The 25,708-nt window shown below is 69.5% G+C and carries 24 protein-coding genes; 10 read left to right on the top strand and 14 right to left on the bottom strand.

Features of this window, described 5'->3' with window-relative positions; all coding sequences use genetic code 11:
- Positions 1-110: 110 nt before the first annotated feature.
- Genes queA through MLJ35_RS08730 form a run of 10 tightly spaced genes read right to left on the bottom strand, consistent with a single transcriptional unit; the run spans position 111 to position 11,140 of the window.
- Positions 111-1,175 carry a tRNA preQ1(34) S-adenosylmethionine ribosyltransferase-isomerase QueA gene (gene queA / locus MLJ35_RS08775; protein WP_243384019.1) on the bottom strand — a complete coding sequence of 355 codons (1,065 nt, stop codon included), beginning with the start codon at positions 1,173-1,175 and terminating at the stop codon, positions 111-113.
- A 10-nt stretch (positions 1,176-1,185) separates the two neighbouring features.
- Positions 1,186-2,991 (bottom strand): ABC transporter ATP-binding protein, encoded by a 1,806-nt coding sequence (locus tag MLJ35_RS08770; protein WP_243322457.1) that lies wholly within the window; start codon positions 2,989-2,991, stop codon positions 1,186-1,188.
- 49 nt (positions 2,992-3,040) lie between these two features.
- Positions 3,041-3,862, bottom strand: coding sequence for a tetratricopeptide repeat protein (locus MLJ35_RS08765; RefSeq protein ID WP_243384018.1), 822 nt, complete (start codon positions 3,860-3,862; stop codon positions 3,041-3,043).
- A complete protein-coding gene (locus tag MLJ35_RS08760) occupies positions 3,859-4,545 on the bottom strand; it encodes a hypothetical protein (RefSeq protein ID WP_243384017.1) in 687 nt (228 codons plus the stop codon). The genes MLJ35_RS08765 and MLJ35_RS08760 overlap by 4 nt, the downstream gene beginning before the upstream one ends.
- Positions 4,542-5,132 carry an RNA polymerase sigma factor gene (locus MLJ35_RS08755; protein ID WP_243384016.1) on the bottom strand — a complete coding sequence of 197 codons (591 nt, stop codon included), beginning with the start codon at positions 5,130-5,132 and terminating at the stop codon, positions 4,542-4,544. Before MLJ35_RS08755 ends, MLJ35_RS08760 begins: the two co-directional genes overlap by 4 nt.
- On the bottom strand, positions 5,129-6,154 hold the full coding sequence (locus MLJ35_RS08750; RefSeq protein ID WP_243384015.1) for a hypothetical protein: 1,026 nt from the start codon (positions 6,152-6,154) through the stop codon (positions 5,129-5,131). Before MLJ35_RS08750 ends, MLJ35_RS08755 begins: the two co-directional genes overlap by 4 nt.
- 42 nt (positions 6,155-6,196) lie before the next feature.
- Positions 6,197-7,981, bottom strand: coding sequence for a hypothetical protein (locus MLJ35_RS08745; RefSeq protein ID WP_243384014.1), 1,785 nt, complete (start codon positions 7,979-7,981; stop codon positions 6,197-6,199).
- An 11-nt stretch (positions 7,982-7,992) separates the two neighbouring features.
- Complete coding sequence (locus tag MLJ35_RS08740) at positions 7,993-8,709, bottom strand: HisA/HisF-related TIM barrel protein (RefSeq protein WP_243295195.1); 717 nt, start codon at positions 8,707-8,709, stop codon at positions 7,993-7,995.
- Between the two features lie 44 nt (positions 8,710-8,753).
- Positions 8,754-9,461 (bottom strand): ribonuclease III family protein, encoded by a 708-nt coding sequence (locus MLJ35_RS08735; RefSeq protein ID WP_243384013.1) that lies wholly within the window; start codon positions 9,459-9,461, stop codon positions 8,754-8,756.
- A gap of 2 nt (positions 9,462-9,463) precedes the next feature.
- On the bottom strand, positions 9,464-11,140 hold the full coding sequence (locus MLJ35_RS08730; protein ID WP_243384012.1) for a serine/threonine-protein kinase: 1,677 nt from the start codon (positions 11,138-11,140) through the stop codon (positions 9,464-9,466).
- A 158-nt stretch (positions 11,141-11,298) separates the two neighbouring features.
- On the opposite strand from MLJ35_RS08730, the gene MLJ35_RS16135 reads away from it, so the two are divergent.
- Positions 11,299-12,717, top strand: coding sequence for a tetratricopeptide repeat protein (locus tag MLJ35_RS16135; protein WP_243384011.1), 1,419 nt, complete (start codon positions 11,299-11,301; stop codon positions 12,715-12,717).
- 24 nt (positions 12,718-12,741) lie between these two features.
- On the opposite strand, the gene upp is transcribed toward MLJ35_RS16135, so the two are convergent.
- On the bottom strand, positions 12,742-13,368 hold the full coding sequence (gene upp / locus MLJ35_RS08720) for a uracil phosphoribosyltransferase (RefSeq protein ID WP_243295191.1): 627 nt from the start codon (positions 13,366-13,368) through the stop codon (positions 12,742-12,744).
- A gap of 483 nt (positions 13,369-13,851) precedes the next feature.
- On the opposite strand from upp, the gene MLJ35_RS08715 reads away from it, so the two are divergent.
- From MLJ35_RS08715 to MLJ35_RS08675, 9 genes are all read left to right on the top strand, one after another.
- Positions 13,852-15,300, top strand: a complete 1,449-nt coding sequence (locus tag MLJ35_RS08715) for an indole-3-glycerol phosphate synthase TrpC (protein ID WP_243384010.1) — start codon at positions 13,852-13,854, stop codon at positions 15,298-15,300.
- 82 nt (positions 15,301-15,382) lie between these two features.
- Positions 15,383-16,660: a phosphopyruvate hydratase gene (gene eno, locus MLJ35_RS08710; RefSeq protein ID WP_243322479.1), complete on the top strand. Its 1,278-nt coding sequence runs from the start codon at positions 15,383-15,385 to the stop codon at positions 16,658-16,660.
- 22 nt (positions 16,661-16,682) lie between these two features.
- Positions 16,683-16,985: an FtsB family cell division protein gene (locus MLJ35_RS08705; protein ID WP_243295188.1), complete on the top strand. Its 303-nt coding sequence runs from the start codon at positions 16,683-16,685 to the stop codon at positions 16,983-16,985.
- Between the two features lie 262 nt (positions 16,986-17,247).
- Positions 17,248-17,781, top strand: coding sequence for a diaminopimelate epimerase (locus MLJ35_RS08700; protein WP_243384009.1), 534 nt, complete (start codon positions 17,248-17,250; stop codon positions 17,779-17,781).
- 127 nt (positions 17,782-17,908) lie between these two features.
- Complete coding sequence (locus MLJ35_RS08695) at positions 17,909-18,688, top strand: ParA family protein (protein ID WP_243384008.1); 780 nt, start codon at positions 17,909-17,911, stop codon at positions 18,686-18,688.
- Entirely contained in the window at positions 18,688-19,557 is an 870-nt protein-coding gene (locus tag MLJ35_RS08690; RefSeq protein ID WP_243384007.1) for a ParB/RepB/Spo0J family partition protein, read from the top strand. Before MLJ35_RS08695 ends, MLJ35_RS08690 begins: the two co-directional genes overlap by 1 nt.
- An 8-nt stretch (positions 19,558-19,565) precedes the next feature.
- Complete coding sequence (gene accD, locus MLJ35_RS08685) at positions 19,566-20,420, top strand: acetyl-CoA carboxylase, carboxyltransferase subunit beta (RefSeq protein WP_243322485.1); 855 nt, start codon at positions 19,566-19,568, stop codon at positions 20,418-20,420.
- Positions 20,420-21,649 (top strand): bifunctional folylpolyglutamate synthase/dihydrofolate synthase, encoded by a 1,230-nt coding sequence (locus tag MLJ35_RS08680; RefSeq protein WP_243384006.1) that lies wholly within the window; start codon positions 20,420-20,422, stop codon positions 21,647-21,649. Before accD ends, MLJ35_RS08680 begins: the two co-directional genes overlap by 1 nt.
- Before the next feature lie 34 nt (positions 21,650-21,683).
- Positions 21,684-22,586 (top strand): cation diffusion facilitator family transporter, encoded by a 903-nt coding sequence (locus MLJ35_RS08675; protein WP_243384005.1) that lies wholly within the window; start codon positions 21,684-21,686, stop codon positions 22,584-22,586.
- Here the strand turns inward: MLJ35_RS08675 and MLJ35_RS08670 are convergent, their stop codons facing one another.
- The 3 genes from MLJ35_RS08670 to MLJ35_RS08660 form a co-directional block, all read right to left on the bottom strand.
- Positions 22,587-23,204, bottom strand: coding sequence for a flavin reductase family protein (locus tag MLJ35_RS08670; RefSeq protein WP_243384004.1), 618 nt, complete (start codon positions 23,202-23,204; stop codon positions 22,587-22,589).
- A 132-nt stretch (positions 23,205-23,336) separates the two neighbouring features.
- Positions 23,337-23,771, bottom strand: a complete 435-nt coding sequence (locus MLJ35_RS08665; RefSeq protein ID WP_243384003.1) for a secondary thiamine-phosphate synthase enzyme YjbQ — start codon at positions 23,769-23,771, stop codon at positions 23,337-23,339.
- A gap of 59 nt (positions 23,772-23,830) precedes the next feature.
- On the bottom strand, positions 23,831-25,684 hold the full coding sequence (locus tag MLJ35_RS08660) for a PKD domain-containing protein (protein ID WP_243384002.1): 1,854 nt from the start codon (positions 25,682-25,684) through the stop codon (positions 23,831-23,833).
- Positions 25,685-25,708: the final 24 nt, after the last annotated feature.

Raw genomic sequence — 25,708 nt, 5'->3', positions numbered from 1 at the left:
GCCGCGGGGGGGCCCGGCGCGCCCGCGGCGGCCCTGCGCCCCCCCCCCCCCCCCCCCCCCCCGCCCCGGCCCCCCCCCCGCTTCTCGTCGCCGCCTCGAGTGGAGGGACACTAGCAGGCGGGCCCGGCGTTCAGGATCAGCATGGCGTCGCCGTAGCTGAAGAACCGGTATCGCTCGCGCACGGCCTCGGCGTAGGCGGCCTGGGCCTGGTCGAGGCCCAGGAGGGCGGACACCAGGACGAACAGGGTGCTTTCCGGCAGGTGGAAGTTGGTGAGCAGGTGGTCGGCGGTGCGGAGGCGGTAGCCCGGTGTGATGAAGAGGCGCGTGGCGCCCTCCCGCGCGAGCCGCGCGCCGTCCCAGGCGCCTTCGAGCGTGCGCAGCGATGTGGTGCCCACGCAGAGCACGGGCCGCGTGCGATCGCGGAAGGCCGCTTCCAGGATCCGGGCCGTGGCCTCGGGGATCTCGAAGCGCTCCTCGTGCATGGCGTGGTCTTCCAGGCGCTCGGCGGTCATGGGCCGGAAGGTGCCCAGACCCACGTGGAGCCGGACCGGGTGCCAGCCGCAGCCGCGGGCCGCCAGGGCGCCGATGAGCTCCGGCGTGAAGTGCAGGCCCGCCGTGGGGGCCGCCACGGCCTCGCCCTCCCGGGCCGCGAAGACCGTCTGGTAGCGGGTCTCGTCCTCGGCCTCCGCCAGGTGGTCGATATAGGGCGGCAGCGGCAAGCGGCCGATGCGGTCGATCTCGTCCCAGTCCAAGCCGTGGTCGGCGTGCACCCGCACGGCCCGCAGGCCCTCGGGCAGGGTGTCCAGGATGTCCAGGCGGGCCAGCTCGGCGTGGGTGACCGGGTCCACCACGGCGGCCGAAGCTCCGAGCTTGAGGCGGGCGCCCGGCTTCACCATGGCCTCGAAGCGCCCCTGGCCCAGGCTCCGCAGCAGGAGCGCCTCGCCCGCCCCGCCGCCCGTCCGCCTTAGGAAGAGGCGCGCGTGGCGGACGCGCACGTCGTTGGGGACACAAAGGCTTCCCGCGGGCACCAGGTCCGGCAGGTCGCGGATGGCGCGGTGGGACCAGGCCCCGGTCCGCGCGTCCACCACCAGCAGCCGCGCGCCGTCGCGGTCGGGCGCTGGGTGCTGCGCGATGAGGTCTGGGGGCAGGTCGAAGTGGAAGGCGGAGCGGAGCATCAGAGAGGCGTCACGCTTCCGCGAACTGCAGCTTGTGCAGCCGCGCGTATTCGCCCTGGCGCGCCAGCAGCTCGTCGTGGGTGCCCTGCTCCACGATGCGCCCCTGCTTCATGGTGCAGATGCGGGTGGCCCGCTGGATGGTGCTGAGGCGGTGGGCGATCACCAGCGTGGTGCGATCCTGCATGAGGGTTTCCAGGGCGGCCTGCACGGCGCGCTCGCTTTCGGTGTCGAGGGCGCTGGTGGCCTCGTCGAGGATGAGGATGGGCGGGTCCTGCAGCAGGGCCCGGGCGATGGCGAGGCGCTGGCGCTGTCCGCCGCTGAGGCTCGATCCCGTCTCCGCCAGGGGCGTGTCGTAGCCCCGGGCCAGCCCCTGGATGAAGTCGTGGGCATGGGCCTTCTTCGCGGCGGCGATGACGGATTCGCGGCTGGCCTGCTTGCCGTAGGCGATGTTGTCGTGCACCGTGTCCATGAAGAGCAGGGTCTCCTGGGTGACGATGCCGATGAGCTTGCGGAGCTCCCGGGGGTCGAAGTCGCGGAGGTCGAGGCCGTCCAGGGTGAGGCGCCCGGCCGTGGGATCGAAGAAGCGCGGCACCAGGTTCACCAGGGTGGTCTTGCCGCCGCCGCTGCCGCCCACCAGGGCCACAGTCTCGCCGGCTCGCACTTCGAGGTCGATGCCGCGCAGGACGGTGTGCTTCTCGTCATAGGCGAATTCCACGCCCTCGAAGCGCAGGAGGGCCGGGCGTGCGGGCACCGGCACCGGCTCCGGATTCACGGGCAGCTCCGGCTTCCGGTCGAGCATGGCATAGACCCGGTCCAGGCTGGCGGAGGCCACCTGGATCTCGTTGTTGAGCTTGGTGAGCCGCCGCAGGGGGTCGTACAGGGCGTAGATGGCCAGGATGTACGTCAGGAAGTTCTCGGTGGTGAGGGTGCCGGACTTGAAGCGCCCGGCGGCATAGGCGGCAAGGCCCGCCAGCAGGAAGCCTCCCACCAGCTCCATGATGGGCGTGGAGAGGGCCGAGGCCCGGGCGCTCTTCATGCCCAGCCGGTAGAGCTCCTGGTTCTGGAGCTGGAAGCGGCTCACCTCGTAGGACTCGCGGGCGAAGCCCTGGACCACGCGGATGTTGCTGAAGACCTCCTTCAGCCGCTGGAGCAGGCGGCTGGAGGCCTCCTGATTCCGGTGGTTCACCCGCCGGATGCGCTGGCTGAGCTTCTTCACGGGCAGCACCACCAGGGGGCCGGCCAGGAACAGGGTGAGGCTCAGCTTCCAGTCCATGTAGAGGACCGTGGCCAGCATGGTGAGGGCCACGCAGGTCTCGCGCACGGCCTCGGCCAGCTGGTTGCTGGCGATGCCCTGCACGGCGCCCACATCGCTGATGCTGCGGGTGATGAGCTCGCCTACGGGGTGCTTCTGGAAGAAGGCGGGCTCCTGGGTCAGCAGGTGCGCGAAGAGCCGCTCCCGGAAGGCCTGGGTCGCGCGGATGCCGCTGCGGACCATGAGCAGCGTGCCGGCGTAGGTGAAGAGGCCCTTGAGGGCGAAGAGCAGCACCAGCACCAGGGGCACCAGCAGGCCGGCGCGCAGGGCTGAGGCCTCGGGCAGGCGCGCCAGGACCCAGGCCCGGAGGTGTTCGAGCTGGCCGAAAAGACCCGTCTGGGCCCCGCTCAGGGCGTGCGCCTTGCCATCGTCGAACACGAACTTGATGGAGGCGATGAGGGCCCCCTGGCAGAGGCCCGCCAGGAGCAGGAGCAGGGAGGCCCCCGCGATGAGGGGGGCGTGGACCCGCAGGTGGTCGTTGAAGAAGCGCAGGAGTCGCGACATGGTCAGCGACCAGCTTAGCCGCTCTGGCTCATGCCTCCGTCACGGGCGGCTACTCGACGGTCACGGTCACCGTGCTCTTGCCGTCGTCCAGGCTGAAGAGTTCCGTACCCTTGGGGGCGTTCAGGGCCTGGTCCATGAGCCGCTCCAGGTCCACCCCCTTCTTCTTGGCCTGGCGCAGCTGCTCGTCCGAGAGGTAGCCGCCCACGGCCCGGGCCAGTCCCACGGTCAGCCGCACGGTCAGGGCCTCGGGCTTGGCCCGCTCCTTCACGCGGATCACCAGGAACCGGCCCTGAGCGGGGCCCGCGGCCTGGGGTTGGACTCCCATGGCCAGCAGGGCGAGGCGGCAGGCCTCGGAGGAGGCGTCCACCCGGAGCCCGGCCTGGAGCACGGGCACGGCGCGAGCGTCCCGCCGCTTGGCCAATTGGAGGGCGGCGGCGATGCGGACCTCCTCGCGGTCATCGGACAGGGCGCCGACCAGGCCGGCCTGGGCCGCGGGGCTGTTCCACTGGCGGATGCCCCAGCAGCGCACGCGGTTCAGCCGGGCTTCCTTGCCCAGCATCCGCTGGTCGGGGTGCTTCGCCAGGAACTCGGTGTAGGCCTCGGCGGCCTCGTCCCACCGCTGGTCCTGCTCCAGGCTGGAGGCCAGCCAGTAGCGGGCGTCCGGCACCCGAGAGGAGCGGGGGAACTCGCGGATGAGCGAGCGGTAGGCCTGGGCCGCTTCGTACCATCGCTGGGCGTAGCGAAGATCGCGGCCCTGTCGGAACAGGGCGTCCGCGGGGCTCTCCGGGGCCGCCAGGGCGAGGGGGACGGCGGGCTCCGGGGCGGCGGGCGCGATCAGCGCCGGCACGGCCACGAGGAGGGAGAAGGTCATGCGCCATCTCCCCTCAGGCGCCGTTCCATGCGCTCGGACGCGCCCTCCAGGTCGTGGGCCGCGGCCCACTGCCGGAGCTCACGGGCCCGCTCGGTGCTGAGGCAGTCGTCCTCGAAGGCGACCTCGGAGAGCCAGGCGTGCAGGTTGGCGCGGATGGCCTCGGCCTCCTGGATGGGCGCACCCTGAGCGGCGAGCTGATGGCTGGCCTCCAGCAGGGTCAGGGCCATCTCGCGCTCCTGGCGCCGGTCCTCCTCCCCCTTCTTGCACAGGGTCGGGTCCTGCTCGAAATCCTGGAGCAGGGTCGTGCTCTGCCGGAAGAAGGCGATCCAGGCGCGGTCCTGGGTGCGCTTGCGGGCCAGCTGCTCCAGCCGGGCCGTGTCCCGGGCCTGGGCGCGGAGGCTCTGGGTGTGCTGCACGGTGTAGGCCGCCGGGATCAGGGCCACCAGCAGGACGGCGGCGGCCGCCAGGGTCCAGGATCCGGTCCAGCGGAGGCGGGGGGGCGGGGCCAGGCTTTCGGCCAGGCCGGGGCCGTGGCTCTCCAGGGCGAGGTGGAGTTCCAGCAGCTCGGCCAGCTCGGCCTGCTGCGCCGGATCGTCAGGCCAGAGCTCGGGCTGCTCGAGCAGCTCGAAGCGGCGGGCCTCTTCCTGAGGATCAAGGCGGTTGGGGTCGGGGGCGGCGGTCATGGCTGGGGTCCAAGGGTCTTGCGGAGCTTCTGGAGGCTTTGGAACAGGGTGGCTTTCACGGTGCCTTCGGCGCAGCCCAGGTCCTGGGCGATGCGTTTCACCGGGTGCTCGTGGACGTAGTAGGCGAGCACCATGGCCCGCTGGCGGGGGGTGAGGCCCTCCAGGGCCCCGCGGAGGGCCTGGATGCGCCGGCTTTGGTCCACGGATTCCCAGGGTGATGTCTGCTGGGGATCCGGTGCGTCAAAGGTCTCGGGAGGGGGTACCTCTCTCCCCCGTCTACGGAGGTGGTCGGTCGCCGCATTAGCCGCCAGCGTAAAAAGCCAGGCAGCCACCGGGCGGCCTTCCTCGAATCGCTGACAATGCTGGAGACACTTGAGAAAAACCTCCTGGACCAGCTCCTGGACCACCCCGGCCTCGCCCTGCAGGCGCCGGTGGAGGAAGGCGCAGAGGGGACGCTCGAAGCGGGCCATGAGGTGGGCCAGGGCCTCCTCCCGGCCGGCCTTGAGCTGGGCCATCCAGAACTCGGGGGACTCCGTCTCTGGCGAGAGGGGTCCGTCAACCGGCGGCTGGGGGTAGGCCGCGCTCATGCCTTGGGGGCTCGGGCGGGGAGGGTGAAGGAGACATCCGGTTGCCCCAGCTTCTCCATCACCAGCTTGAGCTGCTCGGGCGTCAGCGCGCAGCGAAGCCCCACGCGGCGCTGCTCCTGCAGCAGCTGCGGGGCGGCGCCGGGGGCCGCCTGCACGGCATTGGCGGCGGCCACCAGCCGCTGGAGCCACGGCGTGACCTGGTTGATCCCCTCGGGCGTGCCCGCCAGGGCCAGCTCGAAGCGGATGGCCTGCTCTTTCCCGGCCGCATCCTTCGTGGCGGGCGGCGTAATGCTCCAGAAGAGGGCATTGACACCCTGGGGCAGGTCCTTCACGAGGGTCCCCTCCAGGTTGCGGCGCAGCCCGCCCAGCAGGGCCTCGGGCTGGAGGTAGCCCTGGAAGGGCGCCCGGGGGTTGATCCACTCGGCGGCGAGGGCCGCGTCCTGCCGGGTGGCGAGGCTGTCCTTGGCCGCCATGCGCTGGAGGGCCTCCAGCGAGCCGATCCAGATTTGGCCCTTCTCGTCGCTGGCGGCCCGGATGTGGGCCTTGGCCCCGCCGGCCTCCAGATCGAGGATCACGTGGAGCGGCCAGTCCCGGCCCTGGAGGCGCAGGCTCCCCTCCTGGGGGAAGGATTCGGAGAGGGCCGCCACCAGCGATGTCGGATCGGAGAACTGGTTCAGCTGGATGAGGACGTGTTCAAGACCTTTCTGGATGTTCGATTCGCCCTCTTGCGGCACACCGATGACATGGAAGGTCACCCGGCCCGTCTCCGTGCGCGGGTTGATGCGGGCCTTCTGGAGGAAGAGGTCGAGGGCGCGCTCCACCGAGGGATCCCTGGAGATGAGGGCTTGGACCTCCTTGTGGGTGAGCATCCAGGCCGCTTCGCCGGAGAAGGAGGCCACGCTGTCGGTCGGCGCTGACTGCACCCATCCGGGAACGCGGGGTTTGGGGCGGCAGGCCGTGGCGAAAGGCAGGCAGACCAGCGCCACCGCGGCGGGGATCAGAATGGCGGCGGGGCGGCGCATGGGGGCTCCTGGATCTGGGTTACGGGCCGGTCCTGCCCCCGTTTACCCGAGGGTCCGCAGGGTCACGGGCAGGTGCGGGCTGCGGAGGAGTTGCTGCTGCTCGGCATCGGACAGCAGGCCCCAGATGCGGGCCGAAGCCTCCCGGGGCGTCTTGGGGTTCAACAGCAGCTCGGACATGATCGCGGCGTGGGCCATGAGCACCGGATGCCCGGCGATCTGCTCCAGCACGGCACGAGGGGTCAGCTTGTTCCGGGCGAGGCGGAGGAGGATTCCGGGATCCAGCTGGCGGTCGGACACCATGCGCCGCAGGGTCTCCTCGTCCTGGAGCACCTCCTGGGGCAGGTGGCGCATCAGCTCGCCGCCGGAGGTGCGGAGGGCGGTGATCCGGTCGGAGACGTCCATGGCCAGGTAGAGGGTGCGGAGAGTCTCCAGGGCCCGGCGCTTGACTTCCAAATGCTGGAGCCGCGGATCCCGCAGGATCTCGATGGCGGGCTTGAGGCCAGGCAGGTTCGCGAGGAGGCGAAGGGCCGTGGCTTCCGTCAGGTGGGGATGGTGCACCAGGGTCTCCGCCACCAGCGGATCCATCTGCCACCTGGCGTGCGCGGCCACCTGCTCGGCCCGGTCCCGATCCAGGGTGGGCAGGGTGGAGGCCAGCATCCGCGGCGTGAGGGCCGGGTTGTCCAGGGACAGGCGGAACACCTGGGGATCCGGGTCCTTGAGCACCTGGATGAGCTGGTCCTCCTGCGTGGCCTGGGTGGCGAGGAACACCCGCTCCTCGAGGCTGGCCCAGCGGCCGTCCTCGCCGCGCTCGGGCAGGGCGGTGGACAGCCCCGACCGCTGGCGCAGGAGGCGGTCGTAGAAGTACTTCACCACCCGGAGCAGGTGCGGGGACTGCCGCTTGGCCCAGTAGGTGACGAACTGGTACTCGCCTTCCTCCAGCTGGGAGAAGAGGCTCACGATGCGGCGCAGGGAGGCGGGCTTCGAGGCGCCCCGCTCCAGGGTCGTCACGAGGAGGCGGGAGAGGGCCAGGCGCCGCGACAGGCCTGCAGGGCAGCCCGGGGCCTCCTGGATGCCTTCCCGCACGGGTTCCCGGAAGTACCAGCGGGCTTCGGCGTACACCTCCTCGAAGAGCTCCGGCACGGAGCTCTGGCCCAGGGCCCGGAGGAGGAGCTCCTCCGAGATGAGCGGATTCTGGAGGGCGGCCAGGCGGAGGTCCGCGTCCGGGTCCACGAGGAAGCCCACCAGCTCATCCGGCTGGGCGGTCTGCTGGGCCCGGGCGAGCCGATCCCCCTTGTTCGCCACAGGCGCGGGCGCGGGCGTGGCGGGGGCTTCCGGCAGGGCCGTGAGGGTCTCCCAATCGGGATCCTCCCCGGGCAGCGGAGGCAACTCCTGGGTGGAGCCGGTGGCGGAGACGGACTTGGCGATCTGCTTCGCCAAGAGCTTGGCCACGGGCTTCAACTCGGGATTCAGCTGGGCGTAGAGCGCCTTCACCGCCTCGGAGCGGTCCTCCTTCTCGGCGTTGGGCGCCTGGTCCATCTCCCGCATCTGCCCGAAGAGAGAGACCACCATCTCCAGGTCGCGGCGGATGGCCTCGGGGGTGGCCTCGTTTTCCGCCAGCCCCAGGAGGATGGGCCAGTGGGCCAGCCAGTGGGGTGTGCGGGCCATTAGGGTCAGCAGGCGCGGCGAGTCCAGGGACCGGGCCAGGCCCTCCAGCATGAGGATCTGGCTTTCCGACGGCAGCTGCGGGCGCACCAGGGCCAGGTGGCGGAAGTGGATCCGTTCCGGTTCCGCTAGGCTGGCGAGGAACGCGCCTTTCGGTTCCGTCACGGGTCCTCCGGTCAGGCGCAGGCGGCTTGGAGGAGGGCCAGGAGTCCGGGATCTTCGCGGAAGAGGAGGGCGTCGACCAGGGCCCCCTTGAGGCCGAGGTGGGCGGGCGCGGCGTCCAGATGCCGGAGGGAGGTGATGCTGCCGCCCATGACCAGCGGCAGGCCGGTGGCGGTGGCCAGCGCCGTGGCGGTCTCGAAGTCCGGATCGGCGCCGGGCACCTCGGGGATGTCCACGAAGAGCAGCCGCTTGAAGCCGTAGGCCTTGGCGCGAAGGGCGAGGTCGAGGGCGCTGAGGTTGGCCGTGTCCACCCAGCCCGAGCGATGCACCCTCCCGCCCCGGGCGTCGATGGCCGCGGTGAGGAAGGGCTGGAAGCGGGCCATGAGCTGTTCCGACACGAGGGACGACTTGTGGAGGATCGTGCCCGCCACCAGCCAGACCGCGCCGTGATCGATGAAGAACTGGGCCTGGTCGGAGCTGCGGATGCCGCCGGCCACCTGGATGCAGACCTTCCGGCCCCGGGCATGGCAGCGCTCGAGGATCTGGGCGATGAGCTCGCGGTTGTTGCCCTTGCCCATGGCGGCATCCACGTCCACCAGCGCCATGCGCGTGGCACCCTCGTCCAGCAGCCGGGCGGCGAGATCCAGCGGAGCCTCCGCCGAAGGCTCGCCCTGCCCCGTGGTGGGGATGACGCGGCCATGCTGGAGGTTCAAGGTTGGGTAGATCTTCAAGCGGACACCCCGGTAGACCGGTAGATGGGAGTGTAACGCAAGGGTTACGCCTGTGAGGATCCCCTCAGTAGATCCAGGAGGTGGCGGGCGGCATCGCTTTCCGCCCGCTTGCGGGAGGATCCCCGGGCCTCGACGCTGCGGTCACCCACGGCCACCCGCACGGTGAAGAGCGGGGCGTGGCCGGGACCGGATTGGGAGACCAGGGTGTACGCAGGAGCGGGCAATCCTAGCCGGGCGCTGGTCTCCTGGAGCGAGGTCTTGGGATCCAGGCGGGACCACGCATCCGGATGGGCCTGGCGGATGGGCTCCAGGAATCGGCCTTCCGCCAGGGCCAAGGCGGCGGCGTGCCCATCCCTCCCCGAAGCCTGAGCGTCCAGGAAGACCGCCGCCAGCAGGGCCTCCAGCGCGTCGGCCAGGGGCTTGGGTCCCATGGGGGGGGCCTTCCTGGGGTGCGCGGTGCTCAGGGCGCGATCCAGGCCCAGATCCAGCGCCCACCGGTGCAGCGAATCCGTGCACACCAGCACGCCCCGGAACTTGCTCATGGGGCCTTCCTGCCAGTCCGGCCGCTCCCGGTGGAGGAGCAGCGCCACGGAGAAATTCAGGAGGGCATCGCCCAGGAACTCCAGCCGCTGGTTGTCCCGGCCCCGGGCGGCGGAGGTGTGGGTCAGCGCCTCCTGGAGCAGCGCGGGATCCGCGAACCGGTAGCCCAGCGCGGCCTCCAGGGCGGCCCGTCCTTCGGCGTGCTTCGCCATGGTCAGTCCGCCAGATCCGAAGGGAGCTTCCGGTTGAAGCGGGCCTGGTTGAGGACGGCCCGGAAGCGGACGTTCCGGGCGGCCATCTGGCCGAGAATGCCCTGGCGACGCGCCTCGCGCAGCTCCTGGACGAACTCGGCATGGCGGCCCTGGTCGTAGAGCACCGTCGCCAGCCAGGCGTGCGCGTTGACGTTGCCGGGATCGGCCTTGATGGCCTGCCGGAATCCGTGGATGGCCTTGTCGGGCTGGCTGTCCGCCAGCTGGATGGCCTCGCTCATGGAGACGTTGCCGAGGTTCAGGCGCTCATGGGTCTGCAGCTTGTCGAGCTTCTCGGGCTGGTAGAGCTCGGGCTGGTCGATGGACCGGGGTTCGGCCTGGGATTGGGTCCGGGACTCGCTGGCCCTGGCTTTGTCCGCACTCGGCCCGGTGGGGGCCGGGTCCTGCCCGCGCGGCTGCGCCGGCGCGGGCTCGGCCATCTGGGAGGCGCGGGAAGACGCAGGCTCGGGCTTCGCCGCCGCGGCAGCCGGGATGCCGGTGGAGGTAGGCGCTCCGGCGGACGGAGGAGGCGCCGCCTCCCGGGCTTCCAGGGAGAGGACGGGGGCGGCGTTCCGATGGAGGGCCCACCAGCCCGCCCCGCCGGCGCCCGCCAGAACGAGGGCCGCGAGGCCGATCCAGAGAGCCGGCTTGCCTCCCGCGGGGCGGGCCGGGAGCTGGGCCGCGACCGGCGGGCGCAGGGCGGCCGGGGCCTGCGTCGTAGGCGCCGAAGAAGCGGACGTCGAAACAGGTGCGGGTGGCGTCACCGGCGCGGTGGGGGAGGCGGCCTGGAGAAGGGCGGTCGCCTCCTCCAGTTGGCCCGTCCAGGAGGGATCCTTCGCGGCGCGCAGGGCCTTGGCGAGGTCCTCCGCCGTCTGGAACCGCGCATCCGGATCCTTCGCCAGGGAGCGGTCCAGCACCGAGCGGATGGCGGGGCTGATGCCACGCAGCATCTCCACCTCGAGGGGCTCGGGCGCCTCGTTGACGATCTTATAGAGGACCGTGGGCGTGGTGTCACCGGCGAAGGGCTTCCGTCCGCTCAGGCACTCGTAGAGCATGACGCCCACGGCGAAGAGGTCGCTGCGCGGATCCGGCTTGCCGGTGCGGATGTACTCCGGCGCCATGTAGCTCACGGTGCCCATGACCATGCCCGTGGCCGTCATATCCGAGTTGCTGATCTTGGCCACGCCGAAGTCCATCACCTTGGCGTGGAGGCGGCGGCCGTCGCGCTGGACGCGGACGTTGGTGGGCTTGATGTCGCGGTGGACGATGTGCTGGCGGTGGGCGAAGCCCAGGCCGTCACAGACCTGGGCCAGCACCTCCAGGGCCTCGGAGCGGGTGAGGGACTGGTCCCGCAGCAGCTCGTCCAGGTCGTGGCCCTTGACAAACTCCATGGCGATGTAGAGCACGCCCTGGTCCTCGCCGAACTCGTAGATGGTGACGAGGTTCGGGTGGTTCAGCACGCCGGCGGCTCGGGCTTCGCGGGCGAAGCGCTCCTTGGCCTCGCCGCCCTGGGCGGCCGAGGGGAGGATGGTCTTGATGGCCACCTCGCGGCCGATGGAGGGGTCCACGCCGAGGTAGACCTCGCCCATGGCGCCGTTGCCGAGAACGCGCTTGATCTCGAATTTCCCGAGCTTCTCGAACATGGGAAGGTCCCCCCGGATACGATGAGGATGGAGGGACAGCATAGGTCCTGTCCTGCGCAGGTCCAAGGACTTGGGATAATTCGGCATCCGGAAACCCCGTTTGGACTGGCATCCGGGCAGGGAACATGCAAACTAGAATCCACCCTCCGGAGCCTCCGGTGCCCGAAGTCCGTCTACGCTATTTCCTGCCAGCCCTCATGGGCTCGCTGCACCAGCAGCGGGCCGAGGGGGAGCTTGTGCTCGAGCAGAACGACGGCACCCGCCGGCTGTACTGGCGGGGAGGGGACTTGGTCTACCTGCGGAGCGACGCCGTCGGAGAGCAGTTCGGGAACTTCCTCATCCGTCGCGGCGTGCTGGACATGGCCTCCCTCAAGGAGCTGCTGGCCGACGGGGAAGGCTCCCGCATGGGCGACCGCGTGGTGCAGAGCGGGCTCATGACAGTCGCCGAGCGGGACAAGCGCCTGCACGAGTTGCTGGGCTCGGTCCTGCTCCACGCCATGGAGCACCCCATCCTGAAGGTGTCCTGGATGCCCGGCGGGCTCGAGGACAACCTGAGCGGGGATCTCCAGTTCTGGCTGGATCATCGGCGGCTCGTGTGGGACACCTTCCAGAGCGCCAAGGTGGATCTCGAGCTGGTGGAGATGTTCCAGAGCGAGCCGGATTGGCGGTGGGAGGCGAGGCCGGACCTCCTGGAATCCCTCAGCGACCTGTCCCTCACGCCGACCTTGGCCTATGCCCTGTCGCTGCTGGGTTCCGAGCCGCTCGGCTACGAGACCATCAGTTCTCTCTCCGGGCTCCCGCCGGGGGAGTCGGCCCGCCTGGTGGCCACGCTCTGGGCCCTGGGCGGTCTGAACCTGGTCCGGGGGGACCTGCCACTGCTCCCTCGCGAATCGGCCCCGCCCGCGCCGACTCCCGCACCCCTGGAACCGCCCGAACCCGTGTTCGAGTCCATTCCGGTCCTCGAGCCCGAAGCGCCGTCGGAGCCGATCCTGCTGCTCGAGGAGGAGGACTTCCCGCCGCCCCGGGCCCACACGCCGCGCTCCCTGCCGCCGCCGCCGGAGACCCTGGAGCGGGCCTTCAATGAACCCACGCCTTCGGTGCTCCCCCTGCTCCCTTCGAAGATGGATGAGGAATCCCTTCCCTCGACGGACCGGGCCCACCACCTCCTGGTGAAGGCCAAGTCGTACGTGATGCAGAACCGCACCAGCGAGGCCATCCGGGCCCTCGAGCAGTCCATCAAGCTGGATGGCGATTCGCCGGCCGCCTACGAAGCCTGGCTGCTGCTAGGCCGGCTGAGGCTGACCAATCCCGCCTGGTCCACCCGGGCCGTCGAGGCGCTCCAGGTGGCTTCGCGCATCCGGCCCAGGGCGGCCGAACCCTGGGCCCTCATGGGCGAGCTCTACCACCGGAAGGGATTCCGCGCCAACGCGCAGGGCTGTTTCCGCCGGGCCCTCGAGCTTGATCCCTCGGTTGCGGTGCCTTCCGATTACGGTGGTCAGGACGCCCCCGACGCAAGCCGCGGCGAGGGTGGGCTCATGGGGCGCCTGCGCTCCATGCTCGGACGCGAAAAGGGCTGATGGGCTCGTGCGGGTCCGAAGAGCCTAGGCGGTTCCGAACAGCCGGTCCCCCGCGTCACCGAGGCCGGGAAGGATGTAGCCCTTCTCGTTGAGCTGGCGATCCACCGCGGCGACGACGATGGTGAGGTCCGGGTGGTCGGCGTTCAAGCGCTCCAGGCCTTCGGGCGCAGCGAGCAGCGCGACGAGGGAGAGGTTCACCGCGCCCGCCCCCTTGAGCTGGCGCACGGCTTCGGAAGCGCTGCCCCCGGTGGCGAGCATGGGATCCAGCACGAAGACGGGACGGTCCTCAAGCAGGGGGGGGAAGTTGCGGTAGTACGGAACGGGCACGAGGGAATCGTGGTCCCGGTAGAGTCCCAGGTGCCCAACTTTCGCCGTCGGCAGCAGCTTGAGGAAGGAAGGGAGAAGGCCGAGGCCTGCGCGCAGGACGGGCACCAGCACAGGGTCCAGGGACTTCAGGCGCAGCGTGCTCGTGCGCTCGAGCGGGGTCTCCACCACCATCGATTCCACGGGGAGGCTGCGGGTCGATTCGGTCGCGAGGATCAGCCCCACTTCCTCGATGAGCGAGCGGAAGAGGATGCCGGGTGTCTTCCGGTCGCGGATGAGGGAGAGCTTGTGATGCACCAACGGATGGTCGAGCACGTGGATCGTCATGGGGGCCTCTCGTCGCTTCCGGCGGGACCGCGAATGCCGCTTGCACATGGCCCGGGGCGGAAGGCGCGAGTTGAAGCGTAGCAGGCGCGGACTCGGATGAGGGACACGAACCCCCCCCGGGTTCCGGAGGTCTCCCGGGAGGACTCGACCCGGTCGCCAGGCGGCGAAGGTGCGCGATGCGATGGTGCGCGGATCGTGGCTGGTGGCGCGGGTTTCAGAAGGCGGCCTCGCAGCTGTCGGAGCGCGTGGTGCGCGCATGGCGGCTTTCGTAGTGGCCTCGGAGATCGTCCGAGTAGGGGGTCCGGGAGGGCGGAAACGAATGGGGAGCAGGTGGGGAGGTAGCGTCAAAAAAAATGAAGATTTTTTTGATTTCTCTGTTGACCTCATCCGAATCACTGGTTTGATGTTGAATCAGAGGAAAAACGACCGATCATCTTCCCCATAGGGCCAGCAGCGAGGTATCTGAGATTTGGAGCGTGGGAAATGCTAAAGAAAGTCGCCATCTTCAAGGCCCTCGACGTGGAAATCAAAAAGCAGAGGGGCCCTGTGGCGGTGAAAGATGCCTACAAGGGTCACCACTCCCTGAAGGAAGAACTCAGCCAGCCTGGAATCACAATCTTGGGTGAAGTTGCCGGGGGGGATCCCGGCCGGGGTCAGGTCCGGGATTCTTACAAGGCCTCCACCCACGCCAAGAGTCTTGCCGAAAACGGCGCCAGGGTCCTCTCGGTCGCCACGGACAAGTTCCTCTATCACGGCGAGGACAAGCACCTGTCTGAGGTGCGGGCCCAGGTGAAGCTGCCCTTGATTCGCCGGGACTTCATCTTCGAGGAGTACCAGGTCGAGGAGAGCAAGATCCTCGGCGCCGACGCGATCTTCCTGATGCCCGCCCTCCTGGGTCAGGAGCGGCTCGAGACGCTGCTAAAGTTCGCCACCAGCAAGGGGCTCGACGTGGTGGTCGAGGTGACCTCCGAGCCCGAGCTCCAGCGAGCCGTGGATGCGGGGGCCGACATCATCTGCGCCGTGGGCCGCAATCTGGATACCTGGGAGCCCTCCTGGGACCAGGCCGTGTCCCTGGTCAAGAAGATCCCCAAGAGTTGCCTGAAGCTGGTCGAGGGAGGCATCCACCGGCTGGAGCAGATCAAGCAGATGGAGGCCCTGGGCGTCCACGGGCTGCTGATCGGCGACGCCCTCCTTGATGACTACTATCCCGGCAAGCGCCTGGCGCAGATCCTGGCAGGCGTGGAGCCCCCGAAAAAAGCCGCGAAGCCCAAAGGCAAGACCGGCTCTGCCGCCGATGCGGCGCATCCCCCCGCGGCTGCTGCCGCAGCCAAGGAACGCATATCCTCCCAGCGGGAAGCCGCTAGCCAATCCGGCACGAAAGGTGCTACTGGCAAGCCATCTTCCCGCACGACCCCTTCCAACCTCGCCCAAAAGGGCGTAAAGGAGCCACCCATGGCCGAACTGACCAACATGGTCGCCACCCCTGCCGCCCCCGCGGCCGCGAAGCCCGCCGCCAAGAAGCCGGCTGCGAAGAAGGCTGCGCCGAAGAAGAAGGCCGCCGCCAAGAAGCCGGCCGCCAAGAAGGCCGCGCCGAAGAAGGCCGCCGCCAAGAAGCCGGCCGCCAAGAAGGCCGTGAAGAAGGCCGCGCCGAAGAAGGCTGCCGCCAAGAAGGCCGCGCCGAAGAAGGCTGCCGCCAAGAAGGCCGCGCCGAAGAAGGCCGCCGCCAAGAAGGCCGCGCCGAAGAAGGCCGCCGCCAAGAAGGCCGCGCCGAAGAAGGCCGCCGCCAAGAAGGCCGCGCCGAAGAAGGCCGCCGCCAAGAAGGTCGTCAAGAAGGCCGTGAAGAAGGCCGCGCCGAAGAAGGCCGCCGCCAAGAAGCCGGCCGCCAAGAAGACCGTGAAGAAGGCCGCGCCGAAGAAGGCCGCGAAGAAGTAGACGGATTCCACCGGATCCATCTGCGCAACCTGGCTAACATCAGAGAGGCGCGCCAGCGCGCCTCTCTGAGCCGGGTGACGACATGATCACGATCGAACGGGTCTCTGCCCTCGAAGTCCTCGACAGCCGGGGGAACCCCACGGTGCTCGCCCGGGTGGAACTCTCCGACGGGACGGTGGGCCAGGCGCTCGTCCCCTCCGGCGCCTCGACCGGCAGCCGCGAGGCCCTCGAGCGCCGGGATGGCGACAAGAAGCGCTACCTCGGCAAGGGCGTGCTCGGGGCCGTGGACGCGATCAACGTGGAACTGGCCCAGGCCCTCCAGGGCATGGATCCCTTCCAGCAGGCCGAGCTCGACGAGCTGATGTGCGACCTGGATGGGACCGAGAACAAGGCCCGCCTGGGCGCCAATGCCATCCTGGGTGTCTCCATGGCCATGGCGGACGCCGCGGCCAAGGCCTCCCGCCTGCCGCTCTATCGCTACCTCGGCGGCGCCTCGGCCCGCCTGCTCCCCGTGCCCATGATGAACATCCTCAATGGGGGTGCCCACGCCGACAACAACGTGGACATCCAGGAGTTCATGGTGCTGCCCGTGGGTGCGCCGACCTTCCGGGAGGCCCTCCGCTGGGGCGCCGAGGTCTACCACAGCCTGAAGGGGGTCCTGAAGGCCCGCAAGCTGTCCACGGGCGTGGGGGACGAGGGCGGCTTCGCCCCGAACCTCGGTTCCAACGAGGAGGCCCTGGAGCTCATCGGGGAGGCCGTGAAGAAGGCCGGCTACAAGCTCGGCAAGGACGTCTTCCTGGGCCTGGACTGCGCCGCCAGCGAGTTCCACGACGGCAAGGCCTACGCCCTGGACGGCGCCAAGAAGTCAGCCGCCCAACTGGTGGACTATTACCAGGGCCTGGTGTCCCGGCATCCCGTCATTTCCGTCGAAGACGGCTTCGCCGAGGGCGACTGGAAGGGCTGGAAGCTCCAGACCGAGGCCATGGGCGCCAAGACCCAGCTCGTGGGGGATGATCTCTTCGTGACCAACCCAGCCATCCTGGCCAAGGGCATCCAGGAGGGTGTGGCCAACGCCATCCTGATCAAGCTGAACCAGATCGGCACCGTCACCGAGACCCTCCGGGCCGTGGACCTGGCCCACAAGGCCGGCTACCGGGCGGTCATCAGTCACCGCAGCGGGGAGACCGAGGACAGCTTCATCGCCGACCTGGCGGTGGCCACCGGGGCGGGCCAGATCAAGACCGGCGCCCCCTGCCGCACGGACCGGATCGCCAAGTACAACCGCCTGCTCCAGATCGAATGGGAGCTGGGGGCCGCGGCCCGCTATGCCGGCCGGGAGGCCTTCGGGTCCCGCCTCTAGGGGGCACCATCTAGGAGGCTCCATGAACGCCAACTGGCTCCTGAAGTCCTCCACCCTGTGGGGCGTGTTCGGGGCCTCGGCCTTCCTGTCCCTCATGGCGCTGCTCTTCTCCCAGGGGGGGCTGCCTGAGCTGCGGAAGCAGGAGGCCGAGCTGGCCGCCACCCGCGCCCGGCTGCTGGAGCTCAACAAGCGCAACCGCGAGCTGCTCGAGGAGGTCCAGCGCCTCGCCGCGAAGGACCCCGAGCTGATGGAGGCCCTGGCGCGGCGCCAGGGCTACGCGCGCCCCGGTGAGACCGTCTACACCTTCGGAAGCCGCGGGAAGTAGGTTGGACCTCTTCCTCGCCTCCGCGGCTGGCAACGTCTTTGGCTACCTCTGGGAGGAGGAAGCTAAAGGTTGCAGTGGCTCGGATTGGGCAAAAATCCTTTGCCCACGGGGGGCGGGATTCGGTTTAGATGGCCTTTTTTTGATGCAAAGGCCCGGAACGGGTCCCTGGGTTTTGGAGCACTGGGATACGGATGGATCCAAGTCCTTTTGTTCCAATGGTAGTAGGGCGGCCCTGGCCGTTCCTGGGGCTCCGGAAGGGCCCTTGGTCGAAGCCGTCTCCAGCGGCGAGCGAATCCTCCTCAGAAAGAATCACGAGGATGATGTCGGCATCCGCATGCCCGAGGGCGAGGGCTTCATGCTTCGCGAGGTGCCCATGCCGACGCCCCATCCCGCGGGCTTTGGCTGGATCGGCAATCCCCAGCTGGTGCTCCAGGTGCCTTCGGTCGCGGCCGTGGACCTCCGCGACTACGCCCCACCGCTGCGCCACCATGCCGCGCTGCCCGGCGGCACGAACGTGAACGTGGTCGAGGTGATCGTCCCCGGCGAAGCGAGGATCCGTTCCTGGGAACGCGGCGTCGAAGGGGAGACCCTCTGCTGCGGAACCGGGTGCGCCGTCGCCGCGGTCTGGCTGGCCCGCGACGGTGGACCCCGAGCGTGGCGGCTGCGCACCGCCAGCGGAGAGGACGTCACCGTGACCTTCCTCCCCGAGACAGGTGGTGGCTGGCACGACTTGTGGCTTTCCGGCCCGGTTCGGCGGCTGGGGCACGTGCAGCCCGATTCCTCGCTCCACCCCTGAACCCTCAAGGCTCTCTCAGGCTCTCTTGGCCGTGGAACCCGACCTGCTAGACTGGCGTGTTCCACACCCGAGGGGATGCCGAGATGCGTGGTTTGACCAGCGCCTGCGCGACGATGAGGGCCGCCTGATGCGCGCCCGGGTGGTGGCTCTCGCGAACCAGAAGGGCGGGGTGGGCAAGACCACCACGGCCATCAACCTCGCCGCGTCCCTCGCGATGATGGAGAAGATGGTGCTGCTGGTGGATTTCGATCCCCAGGGCCACAGCACCACGGGGCTCGGCTTTCCGAAGCCCGACCACCGGGCCGGCGCCTACGCGCTGATGAAGGGCGCGCCCGCCGAGGCCCTGGTGCTGAGCACCGAAGTCCCGATGATGCAGGTCATTCCCGCAGGCAAGGATCTCGCGCAGCTGGAGTTCGAGCTCTTCGAGCTGCCCCAGCTCCAGGTGCTCAAGCAGGGCCTGGCCCCGCTCATGGATCGCTTCGACTACATTCTCATCGACCCGCCTCCCAGCCTCGGCATGATCACCCTCAATGCCCTCAGCGCCGCCGACGAGGTCATCGTGCCCATGCCCTGCGAGTTCTTCGCGCTCGACGGCCTGGCGGAGCTCACCGAGACCCTGCGCCGCATCCAGGCGGGCCCCAACCCGAACCTGCAGCTCGGCGGCATCCTGCTCACCATGGCCGAGGAGCGCACCAACCTGGGCGCCGCCGTGGCCAGCGAAGTCCGCCACGCCTTCCCGGGCAAAGTGTTCGAGACCGTGATCCCCCGCAACATCCGGCTCGCCGAGGCGCCCAGCCATGGCAAGCCCGTGGCCTTCTATGACCTGCGCTCCAAGGGTGCCCAGGCCTACCTCAACCTCGCCAAGGAATGGTTGGGACTGGAGCTGCCCGCGAGGAGGGAAGCCTGATGACCCAGCTGAAGCGTCCGGCCCTGGGCCGGGGACTGACCTCGCTCATGAGCCAGATGGCCCCCGAGGATGCCAGCCAGCGGGAGCTGCCCCTGGGGAAGCTGGTGCCCAACCGGGCCCAGCCCCGCACCCACTTCGATGAGACGGCCCTGGCCGAGCTGGCGGAGAGTCTCAAGCAGCACGGCATGGTCCAGCCCATCGTCGTGCGCAAGGTGGGGGAGCAGTTCGAGATCATCGCCGGCGAGCGCCGCTGGCGCGCCGCCCGCCTGGCTGGCCTCGCCATGGCCCCGGTGGTCATCAAGGAAGTGCCGGATGACCGCCTCCTGGAGTTCGCCCTGGTGGAGAACATCCAGCGCCAGGAGCTGAACCCCATCGAGGAGGCCACGGCCTACTGGCAGCTGGGCGAGCACCTGCGCCTCACCCAGGAGCAGGTGGCCGACCGCGTGGGCAAGTCCCGTCCCCAGGTGGCGAACACCCTGCGCCTGCTGCGGCTGCCCGCCGAGCTGAAGGCGGACGTGGCCCACGGCCGCCTCAGCACCGGGCACGCCAAGGTGCTGCTGGGCGTGCCCGACCCCCGGATGCAGGAGCAGCTCGCCCACGAGGTGGTGGCACAGCAGCTCAGCGTCCGCGCCCTGGAGGCCCGCATCCAGCAGCTCCAGAAGCAGGCCAAGGCCAAGGGGGGGAAGAAGAAGCACCCCCAGGAATTGTTCATCAAGGCCGCTGCGGAGGAGCTGACCCAGTCCTGGGGCACCCGCATCGAGATCAAGGCCAAGGGAAAGACGGGCACCCTGGTCATGCACTACGGCAGCGAAGCAGAGCTGGATCGGCTCTTCGAGGCCCTCAAGCAAGGTCCGGTCAAGGGCCGGTAGGAGTCGTCATGTCCTGGTTCGTGAAGAAGCGTCAGCAGAAGACCGCCGTCGAAGAAAAGACCGTCCGGGTGCCCGAGGGCCTCTGGATCAAGTGCGAGGCCTGCAAGGAGCTGATCTACCGCAAGGAGCTGGTCAACACCCACAACGTCTGTCCTAAGTGCGGCTACCACTTCCGCATCGGCGTGGAGGAGCGGCTCGAGAACCTCATGGACGAGGGTTGGGTACCGCTGTTCAGCGACCTGAAGAGCGGCGATCCCCTCGGGTTCGTCTCCACCAAGAGCTACAAGGAGCAGCTGAAGAAGCTGGAGCAGGCGGGCGAGACCGAGGATGCGGTGGTGGTGGTGGAGGGCACCCTGTCCGGCCAGCCCGTGGTGACGGCCATCATGAACTTCGACTTCCTGGCCGCCAGCATGGGCAGCGTGGTGGGCGAGAAGCTGCGCCTGGGCGCCGAGCGGGCCCTGGCGAAGCAGTGCCCCTACCTCATCGTCAGCTGCAGCGGCGGCGCCCGCATGCAGGAGGGAACCCTGTCGCTGATGCAGATGGCCAAGGTCAGCGCCGCCCTGGCCAAGCTGGACAAGGCGGGCCTGCCCTACCTGAGCATCCTGACGGATCCCACCACCGGCGGCGTGAGCGCCAGCTACGCCATGCTGGGGGACCTGAACATCGCCGAGCCCAAGGCCCTCATCGGCTTCGCCGGGCCCCGCGTCATCGAGCAGACCATCAAGCAGAGCCTGCCGGAAGGCTTCCAGCGCTCGGAGTTCCTGCAGACCCACGGCATGGTGGACAAGGTCGTCACGCGCGACCACCTCAAGGACTTCATCGCCGCCTGCCTGGCCTGGATGACGCCCTCGCCCAGGGACTGATGCGCGAAGGTCTCGAGCCCGTCTTCATCCCGCGCCTCCAGGCGCGCGGCCACATGGGGATCAAGTGCGGCCTGGAGAACATCCACGCCCTGCTCGACGGGCTGGGCCGGCCCGATGCGAACTTCCCCGTCATCCTCATCGCCGGCACCAACGGCAAGGGCAGCACCGGGGCCTTCCTGGCCCACATGCTGAAGGCCGCGGGGTTCGTGGTGGGATGGACCACCTCGCCCCACCTGGTGGACGTCACCGAGCGGATCTGGGTGGACGGGGAGCCCATCGGCGAAGGGGCCCTGGAGCTGCTGCTGGGTGAGGCCTTCGATTCCGAAGCCCGCACCGGCGTGAACGCCACCTACTTTGAATTGATGATCACGGCGGCCCTCTCCGCCTTCCGCATGACCGGCGTGGAAGTGGCCATCCTGGAGGTGGGCATGGGCGGACGCTGGGATGCCACCAACGCCACGGACCCCATCCTCACGGTGCTCACCAGCGTGAGCCTGGACCACCAGCAGTACCTGGGGGACACCCGGGAGGCCATCGCCCGGGAGAAGCTCTGCACCGCCCGGGAGGGTCGGCCCCTGGTGCTGGGGCCGACCTTGGACCCGGAATGGATCCGCCCCCTGCTGCCCTGCGAGCCGGTGCTCTGCCCGGCCGCGCGCCTGGGCCCCGCGGACATCCGCTGGGACCACTCCCGCGTGACGGGCCGGCGCGTGGGTCTCGCGGGGCTGCACCAGCTGGACAACCTCGCCACGGCCTTCGAGGCGATCCATCAGCTGCGGGGGCTGGGTTTCCCCGTGCCCGAGGACCGGCTCTGGGAAGGCGTGGCGGCCACCCGCTGGCCCGGTCGGCTCTGGGCTCCGCCGGGGCTCCCGGGCGTGTGGATGGATGGCGCCCACAACCCGGATGGCGCCCGCGTCCTGGCGGACCATGCCCTGGCCTGCGGCGTGCGCCCCCACTTGTTCTTCGGCGCCATGGGCGACAAGGACCTGTCTGGCGTCGCCCGGGAGATGAAGCGCATGCGCCCCCTGTCCGTCACCTTCATCCGGGGGGAGGCTCCCCGCTATGCCACGGCCGAATCCCTGCGGGAGGCCTGGGGTCTCGAGGCGCCGATGTTCGATCTTCGCGAGGCGGCGGCGATGCTGCGCACGCCCGCGGAAGCTCCTCGCCTGGTGACGGGCTCCCTCTACCTCCTGGGCGACCTCCTGCGGGAACTGGACATCCGGGCCTTCTGAACCGGGCCTCCTGATCCGGCCCTATGCTGGAGCCATGTCCACCGGATCCACCCGAGCCATCGCCCTCGCCCTCGCCGCCAACGGGGGCATCGCCGTCTCCAAGTTCGGTGTGTTCCTCCTGACCGGCAGTTCCAGCCTCCTCACCGAAGCCATCCATTCGACCGCCGATTGCGCGAACCAGGTGCTGCTCTTCATCGGATTGCGCCAAGGCACCCGGCCCGCGGGGCCGAAGCATCCGCTGGGCCATGGCCAGGCAGCCTTCGTGGCCAGCTTCCTGGTGGCCCTGCTGCTCTTCAGCGTGGGCGGCCTCTACTCCCTGGTGGAGGGGGTCCACAAGATCCGGCATCCCGAGCACCCCCACCACCTGGGCTGGGCCGTGGCCCTGCTGATCTTCGCCATCCTCCTCGAGGGCGCCTCCCTGCGCGGCGCCCTCCGCGCGGCCGAACCGGAACGCCGCGGGCGGTCCCTGCTGCGCTACCTGCGCCAGTCCAGCCGCACGGAGCTGGTGGTGGTGGTGGCGGAGGACATCGCCGCCCTGCTGGGCCTGGTGTTCGCCCTGGCGGCCGTGCTGCTCACTCTGGCCACGGGCAACCCTGTCTGGGATGGCATCGGCAGCGTGGCCATCGGGCTCCTCCTCATCGCGGTGGCCCTCTTCGTGGGCGTCGAGGTGGCGAGCCTGCTCATGAACGAGGCGCCGCCCCTGGCCCTGCGCGCCGCTCTCCGCAGCGCCGTGGAGGAAGCATCCGCCGTGGACCAGGTGCTGAGCCTCGTGGCCGTCATCGTGGGCAGCGACCGGCTCATGGTGGCCCTGAAGGTGAAGTTCCACGACCAGCCCAGCGGGACGGCCCTGGTGGCGGCCATCAACGCCCTGGAGCGGGACCTCCACCAGCGCTTCCCCCAGATCCAGCACCTGTTCGTGGAGCCGGACGAGGCCTGATCAGGGCAGCTCGGAGGGGCCGAGGCGGAAGGTCGCCCCCAGGGCGCCATAGTTGGGCCCCACCACGGAGGCCAGCCGGACGACAGGCGTCCACTGGCTGGCATCCGCGCAGTCATGCTCGGCATTCCAGATGCGCTCCGCGGCGTGGGCCATCACCACGTCGAGCAGGACCAGGGTGGTGGTGGGCCCCAGGTCCAGCTCGCGGTTCAGCCGGCACTCCAGGGCGACCGGGGCATCCCTCAGGCGGGGCGGGGCCACCAGGAGGGAGGGCTCCGTGGCCAGACCCAGCCGGGTCACCTCGCTGACCTCGGGATCGGCCTCGGCGCCGCTGGCGTGAAGGGGCTCCAGCAGGGGCAGGTCCGCCAGGTGGACCACGGCCTCTCCGTTCGCTCGTAGGTTGCGCTGGGTGTCCTTGAGGGAGCCGTCCCGGCGGCGGCCCACCGTGAAGGCCAGCATGGGCGGCCCGAAGACGCCCATGAAGCTGCTGAAGGGGGCCAGGTTCACCCGGCCCGTCTCGTCCACCGTCGTGATCCAGGCGATGGGGCGGGGGATCACCAGGCTGGAGAGGATGCGGTAGGCGTCGCGCCTGGGAAGGCTCGCGAGGTCGCGGCTGATCATGGTCACTCCCCGATGATCTTGATGAGGATGCGCTTGTCCCTCCTGCCGTCGAACTCGCCAGAGGCTCCATCTCCAGGATCTGCGATAGCGGATCCTGGGAGGACGCCGGAGTGCGGCGTTCGATAGATGGAGTCATTCTCCGATGATTTTGATAAGAACACGCTTGTCCCTCCTGCCGTCGAACTCGCCGTAGAAGATCTGCTCCCAGGTGCCGAAGTCCAGCTGCCCGCCGGTGATGGCCACCACCACCTCGCGGCCCATGATCTGGCGCTTGTGGTGGGCGTCGCCGTTGTCCTCGCCCGTGCGGTTGTGGAGGTAGCCGCCCGTGGCGGGGTCGCTGCCGGCGTTGAAGGGGGCCAGCTTCTCCAGCCAGCGCAGGTAGTCCTGCTTCAGTCCGGACTCCTCGTCGTTGATGAAGACGCTGGAGGTGATGTGCATGGAGTTCACCAGGCAGAGGCCCTCCCGCACGCCGCTCTCCCGGACCGCGGCAGCCACCTCGGCCGTGATGTTCACGAAGCCCGTGCGGCCGGGCAGGTGGAGGGTGAGGACCTTCCGATGGCTCTTCATGGGGGGAGCATAACGAAAAACCCCGGGCCAGGGCCCGGGGTTCATGGGGCGCGGGTGGATCAGTAGCCGGCGATCTGGAAGTCGTCGAAGTTCACCCGGTTGGCGGATCCGTCAGTCTTGCGGATCTGGAAGCGGATGCCGCCCGCCACGTTCACGGTGAAGCTGGCGGTGGCCAAGGTGGTGGAGGTGGTGGTCACGCTGCTTCCGGCCTGGATCCAGGTGGAGCCGCTGTTGGTGGAGTACCAGAGGCCCCAGGTGGAGTTGCCGTCGCTGCCGTACTTGGCGTGCTTCACGGAGACGGTCTTGGCGCCCGTGGCAAAGTTGAAGGCCATCGTCACCTTGCCGCTGTTGCGGGTGCGCACGCTCTGGGCGCCCACCTTGCGGTCCGCGGTGGTGTTGCCCAGGAGGGCGTCATCCAGGGTCCAGGAGCCAGTGGCGAGGGCGACGCTGCCTACGGCATAGGCCCCCTTCGTGCCCGTGTCGAAGGTCTCCTTCAGGCTGCTGCCGGCGCTGGCGGCGAAGGCGGCGGCGATGGTGTGGGCGGCCGTGACGTTGCTGAAGGTGTATGAGTTGGCGGCGCCCTGGTTCACGCCATCCACCGTGACGCTGCTGATGACGTAGCCCGCGGAGGGGCTGATGGTGAAGGTCTGGCTGCCGCCGGAGGCCACCGTGACCGCGCCCGAGGGGGTGATGGTGCCGCCGGTCCCGGCGCTGGCCGTGATCGTGTAGGAGGCGGGCGTCACCGTGATGGTGCGGCTGGCGGAGGCGGACTTGCCCTGGTTGCTGGTGGCCGTGAAGGTGGCGGTGTAGGTGCCCGCGGTCGCGTAGGTGTGGCTGACGGGGCCCAGCAGGGAGGCGCTGCCTCCGTCGCCGAAAGACCAGCTGTAGGTCATGGCGCTGCCGTCGGCGATGGTGGCGCTGCCCTGGAAGCTGACGGACCCGCCGGCAGTCAGGGTGACGTTGGCGCTGGGGGAGGTGATGCCCACCACAGGCGTGGGTGCCGTCGGTCCCGCGTCGCCGGCCAGGTAGGCGGTGGCGTTCAGGAAGAAGGCCTTGTTGCTGTTGAGGGTGTAGCTGTTGTGCAGGGACTTGCCGGTGGTGGTCGTGGTGCCGTCATCCGAGGGGGCGCTGTCGCTGATGGCCACCACACGACCGGAGCCCACGGTGCAGGTCACGATGAAGGAGCCCGTGTCCCCGCTGATCTGGGTGTGGAGGATCTCCTGCACGTTGGGGTTCTGGGCCGTGTTGAAGTTCAGGTACGAGTAGGAGTGGAAGTCCATCAGCCCCAGGCCGCCGTAGGCGCCGTGGATGATGGCCTGCTCGGCGGGGCTGGTGCCTGTGGCGAAGGCGGTGCTGGTGGTGTTCGCCAGGGTGTCGCCGGGGCCGTGGCCGGGCACGAAGGTGAAGCCGTAGGGGTTGCCGCCGTTCACGGCCACCAAGTCGTTGAACACGGTGTAGGCGTCCGTGCCGCCGGTGCCGCTGTAGCGTGCGGCGCCGGGGTGGTTGCACACGATGAACAGCCCGCCCCCGTTCTGGACGAAGCTGAGGATGGCCTGCTTCTCCGCCGCCGTGAACAGGAGGTAGGGCTCGGGAATGACGTAGACGGCGTAGCTGGAGAGGTCCTGGGCGTTGGTGGCGTCGCCGTAGGTCACTCGGCCCGCCGGGGGCAGGGACTGGACCTTGTACCCGGCTTTGTAGAGGTCGAAGGCCCAGGCGCTGATGCCCCCGTTCCAGTCGGTCTCAGAGGCGGGGGCCACCGGGCTGGGGTCGGGCTCGCTGGCGGAGCAGATCACCCACTCGGCGGAGGTGCCGGCCTCTTCGTGGCGGGTGTGGTCGAACAGGATCTTCTTGGGGGTCTGGGCCCCGAGCGCCACGGCCAGGGCCAGGCTCAATAGGACGCGGAAGGCAGGCATGATCACCTCGTCGAAAGAAAAATG

Source organism: Geothrix alkalitolerans, from assembly GCF_022808885.1.
Lineage (GTDB): Bacteria > Acidobacteriota > Holophagae > Holophagales > Holophagaceae > Geothrix > Geothrix alkalitolerans.
This window is presented reverse-complemented; position numbering and strand designations above follow the sequence as displayed.

What these genes read in the sequence shown, in the direction of transcription:
- queA (WP_243384019.1), bottom strand. Translation starts at nt 1,175, where the DNA reads ATGCTCCGCTCCGCCTTCCACTTCGACCTGCCCCCAGACCTCATCGCG.
- MLJ35_RS08770 (WP_243322457.1), bottom strand. Translation starts at nt 2,991, where the DNA reads ATGTCGCGACTCCTGCGCTTCTTCAACGACCACCTGCGGGTCCACGCC.
- MLJ35_RS08765 (WP_243384018.1), bottom strand. Translation starts at nt 3,862, where the DNA reads ATGACCTTCTCCCTCCTCGTGGCCGTGCCGGCGCTGATCGCGCCCGCC.
- MLJ35_RS08760 (WP_243384017.1), bottom strand. Translation starts at nt 4,545, where the DNA reads ATGACCGCCGCCCCCGACCCCAACCGCCTTGATCCTCAGGAAGAGGCC.
- MLJ35_RS08755 (WP_243384016.1), bottom strand. Translation starts at nt 5,132, where the DNA reads ATGAGCGCGGCCTACCCCCAGCCGCCGGTTGACGGACCCCTCTCGCCA.
- MLJ35_RS08750 (WP_243384015.1), bottom strand. Translation starts at nt 6,154, where the DNA reads ATGCGCCGCCCCGCCGCCATTCTGATCCCCGCCGCGGTGGCGCTGGTC.
- MLJ35_RS08735 (WP_243384013.1), bottom strand. Translation starts at nt 9,461, where the DNA reads ATGGCGAAGCACGCCGAAGGACGGGCCGCCCTGGAGGCCGCGCTGGGC.
- MLJ35_RS08730 (WP_243384012.1), bottom strand. Translation starts at nt 11,140, where the DNA reads ATGTTCGAGAAGCTCGGGAAATTCGAGATCAAGCGCGTTCTCGGCAAC.
- upp (WP_243295191.1), bottom strand. Translation starts at nt 13,368, where the DNA reads ATGACGATCCACGTGCTCGACCATCCGTTGGTGCATCACAAGCTCTCC.
- MLJ35_RS08715 (WP_243384010.1), top strand. Translation starts at nt 13,852, where the DNA reads ATGCTAAAGAAAGTCGCCATCTTCAAGGCCCTCGACGTGGAAATCAAA.
- eno (WP_243322479.1), top strand. Translation starts at nt 15,383, where the DNA reads ATGATCACGATCGAACGGGTCTCTGCCCTCGAAGTCCTCGACAGCCGG.
- MLJ35_RS08705 (WP_243295188.1), top strand. Translation starts at nt 16,683, where the DNA reads ATGAACGCCAACTGGCTCCTGAAGTCCTCCACCCTGTGGGGCGTGTTC.
- MLJ35_RS08695 (WP_243384008.1), top strand. Translation starts at nt 17,909, where the DNA reads ATGCGCGCCCGGGTGGTGGCTCTCGCGAACCAGAAGGGCGGGGTGGGC.
- MLJ35_RS08690 (WP_243384007.1), top strand. Translation starts at nt 18,688, where the DNA reads ATGACCCAGCTGAAGCGTCCGGCCCTGGGCCGGGGACTGACCTCGCTC.
- accD (WP_243322485.1), top strand. Translation starts at nt 19,566, where the DNA reads ATGTCCTGGTTCGTGAAGAAGCGTCAGCAGAAGACCGCCGTCGAAGAA.
- MLJ35_RS08680 (WP_243384006.1), top strand. Translation starts at nt 20,420, where the DNA reads ATGCGCGAAGGTCTCGAGCCCGTCTTCATCCCGCGCCTCCAGGCGCGC.
- MLJ35_RS08675 (WP_243384005.1), top strand. Translation starts at nt 21,684, where the DNA reads ATGTCCACCGGATCCACCCGAGCCATCGCCCTCGCCCTCGCCGCCAAC.
- MLJ35_RS08670 (WP_243384004.1), bottom strand. Translation starts at nt 23,204, where the DNA reads ATGATCAGCCGCGACCTCGCGAGCCTTCCCAGGCGCGACGCCTACCGC.
- MLJ35_RS08665 (WP_243384003.1), bottom strand. Translation starts at nt 23,771, where the DNA reads ATGAAGAGCCATCGGAAGGTCCTCACCCTCCACCTGCCCGGCCGCACG.
- MLJ35_RS08660 (WP_243384002.1), bottom strand. Translation starts at nt 25,684, where the DNA reads ATGCCTGCCTTCCGCGTCCTATTGAGCCTGGCCCTGGCCGTGGCGCTC.